2 protein-coding genes are annotated in these 3,553 nt (G+C 51.1%); both read left to right on the top strand.

Annotated features, from left to right (window positions below):
* Positions 1–135: 135 nt before the first annotated feature.
* Entirely contained in the window at positions 136–2,616 is a 2,481-nt protein-coding gene (locus tag J8X26_RS27410) for a type VI secretion system Vgr family protein (RefSeq protein WP_208952660.1), read from the top strand.
* A gap of 18 nt (positions 2,617–2,634) precedes the next feature.
* Complete coding sequence (locus J8X26_RS27405) at positions 2,635–3,498, top strand: hypothetical protein (RefSeq protein ID WP_208952659.1); 864 nt, start codon at positions 2,635–2,637, stop codon at positions 3,496–3,498.
* The last annotated feature ends 55 nt before the right edge of the window (positions 3,499–3,553 follow it).

The following is a 3,553-nucleotide window of genomic DNA, read 5'->3' as shown; positions in this document are numbered from 1 at the left end:
GTGTACGGATTACCTGAGGAAGTCGGCGACGAGGGGAGCTTTTATCTAAATCCGATTTATTCAACAAAGCCCGCGATGACCTGAAGCAGACACAGTCTGTATTCAGGTTGGCCGTTGGATAAAGGGAATTAAGCAATGAGCATTCAGGATTACATTCTTGCAGGCAGTAAATTACCGATCCATAACCACTACCAGTTAAAACTTAAACGGCTGGAATCTCAGCAGCCCGGCGTCGATATATCGGTGCTCAAGTTCAGCGGCAGCGAGGCCATCAGCGATATCCTGCGCTATGAGATTGAGTTCACCAGCGCGGTGAAAGACATCCCCGCCCAGCACATCATCAACTATTCCGCGCTGTTCCTGATGTATCCCGACGGTAAACCGTGGGAGTCCGTTAAACCGCGTATTATTCCCGGCGTTATTACACAGTTTCGTCAGTGCAGCACCTCCGCCGATGAGACCCGCTACGTCGCCACACTGGAACACCGCGTCACCCGGTTAAATCAGGGCAGCAATAACGCGATTTACCAGAACGACAGCGTCATCAGCATGACCGAAAACACCTTCCTGCGTTACAACATGGACCGCCTGGATTTTCGGTTTGCGCTCAATGATCAGTACCCGCTGAAAAAATTCATGATGCAGTTTGGTGAAAGTGAATATGCGCACATTGCGCGACGCCTGGCCGACAGCGGCATCTCGTACTTCTTCGAATACGATGAAGAGAACAACTGCGACGTCATGGTGCTGGCAGACCATTCTTACGCCTGGCCGGAGCCGGTCGCTATCCCGTTCCGCAACCCGGCGGGCATGTTCGACGGCGGGCTGGAATCGGTCTGGGACATGTCGGTCAGCCGTAAATCCATACCAAAGTCTGTCACGGTCAACGACGACTATTACCCTGCTGCGCAAAGCGATATGACCGGCACGACGGAGACCAGTCCGGACTACCCTGCGCTGGTGGCCGAAGATTACCGCTGGGGTGAGTACTATCCTGAGCCGGGCAAGGAATACAGCAGCGAACCCGGTCAGGGCATGTGGTACGCCAGACGCCGTCAGGAACGCTACCTCAGCGAACAAATCACGTTCGAGGGCAAATCTAACTGCATGACGCTGCGTCCGGGGATGGTCATCACCACGCCCGGCAAAGACTGGCCGGAAGCGCCGGACGGCCTGCTGATTGTCTCCACTGAGTCTAAAAACGTCGCCCGCGATACGGCGTATTTTGTCACCTTCACCGCCGTTCCGCGTAATACCCAACATCCGTATCGTCCTGCCTTGCTGCCGTGGCCGACCGTCACCGGCACGCTGCCAGCACGTATTTCCAGCGCGCATCCGGACGAACCTTACGCCCACATCAACGCCGACGGTTTGTACCGCGCGCAGTTCGGCTTCGACCGCACCGAATGGCAGAAAGGCTTTGAGAGCTGCTGGCTGCGTCTGGCGAAACCCTATTCCGGTGATACCTACGGCTTCCATATGCCGCTGCTGGATTCTACCGGCGTGGCGATTGCGTTCGAGAACGGCGACGTTGACCGTCCTTATATCGCCTGTGCACTGCATGATTCAACGCACCCGGACCATGTGGCATTACCGAACTACAAGCGGAACGTTATCCGCACTCCGGCCAATAACAAGCTGCGACTGGACGATACGCGTGGGAAAGAGCACATCAAGCTTTCGACACCGGCCAGCGGCAAAAGCCAGCTGAACCTCGGTGCGCTGGTCGATGACAAGCGCAAAGACCGCGGTCACGGCGCCGAGCTGCGCACCGACGACTGGGTGGCCATTCGCGGTGGTAAGGGGGTGTTTATTTCCGCCGATGTGCAGGCTTCCGCCGCAGGTCAGCAACTGGACATGCAACAGGCCAAAGCACTTCTTTCCAGTGCGATGGTGGAAATGCAGAGCCTGTCGGCCAGCGCGCAACAGGCGCAGGCCTTAGCCGCTGATATTGACCGTCAACAAACCTTGCTTCAGCAGGCCGTTTTGCTTTTAAGCGCACCAAAAGGCGTGGGTATTGTCAGCGGGGACAGCATGCAACTGTACGCGGAAGACAGCCTGACGCTGACCGCAGGTAAACAGGTGGATATCGGCGCGACCAAGAAATTCACCGTCGCCGCCGGTGACCAAATCAGCCTCTACAGCCGCCAGGGAACCAAAATGTTTGCCGCCAAAGGCGACATTGACGTTCAGGCGCAGGGCGGGAAATTCACCACTTGGTCAACCGATGATACGCATATTGCCAGCGGTAAAAAGATGACGGTGACGGCGCAGGACGAGCTGGTCCTGATCTGCGGCGGCGCCTACATCAAGCTGAAAGGCGGGAACGTTGAGATTGGCGGGCCGGGGAAACTACTGGTTAAAAATGGCGGCATCGTCAAGCAAGGCGTGGCGAGCATGCAGAGTGCGATGAAATCGTTTGAGCCAGAACAGTTCAATGAAGGATTTGTGGTTACTCATCCGCTCAACGGCAAGCCACTGGCTTCCCAGAAATATAAAATCACACTGGATGATGGACAGATCATTGAAGGGCTGACTGATGAAAAAGGCATGACCTCTCTCACTAAATCACAAGCCGCGCAGGATATGGTCATTTCGTTACTGGATGGCGATTAAGGACTTCAAGGACAGAATATGAAAAAGCTGATATTACTCTCAGGTGTATTAATATTTTCGCTGACCAGCCTGAATAGCTGTGCCGTGACACCGCCTCCGGTGCAAACATCAACGCAGCCAGAAAAACTGGCAGTACTACCCATCCATAACCCGCCTCAGGTGATTTATCGTATCGATAAAAATCGCTATCTCACGCTGGAGGATTATTCGAATTGTGATGATGGGTCAATTTATTATCACAATGATAACAAGAAGATAAAAACTAAGCTCTGGTTCCTTTCCAAGGGAACGATGAACTACAGAGGCAAGTTTATTTGGGCAGCTAAAAACGACAACATGCTGGCAATTCCATTAGTGAGTGGTGATAACGATGCTTGCGGTGATCCCCTCAGAGGCTGTGCCTATAGTATATTGTCAGCCAGTAATGATGGTGGGAAAACATTTAGGGATATTAAATTTGGTGCTAGTGATCGCTCAGCATCTAAAGATTACACAATCGTTATTTCTGATGATGCCATATACATTAAGAGCATCAATTACAACGCTAATAAATACACAAATAATACCGATGGCACTTTTATACAACCAAGAGAAATATTAATTAATGAAATTTTCTATAAAAAACTACTGGCAATGGGAATACCTGATGATGCTTTAGATAAAAGTAATCTTTTGGATGTAAATGGAAGTTTATTATCATCCAAGTATTCATATACGAATGAAAAAATTTCTGAGTTGGGCAATAAGGTAAGTACTTTATATTATAATATAAGAGATAATATTCCCCAAGATACAATTCCAAAATTGATGCTATCCCCTCACAGCACAACTCAATTTACCTGCAACTCCACACGACTCCCTACTCAGGGCTTTGTTGAATAAATCGAACTTTTGGCCGTAATCAGGATCAGATCACCACATTCCCGATCCTGTAGCG

The organism is Rahnella sp. ChDrAdgB13 (assembly GCF_017655185.1).
GTDB classification, from domain to species: domain Bacteria; phylum Pseudomonadota; class Gammaproteobacteria; order Enterobacterales; family Enterobacteriaceae; genus Rahnella; species Rahnella contaminans.
Note: the sequence above shows the minus strand (reverse complement) of the source record. Positions and strands in the feature narration are given on the sequence as shown.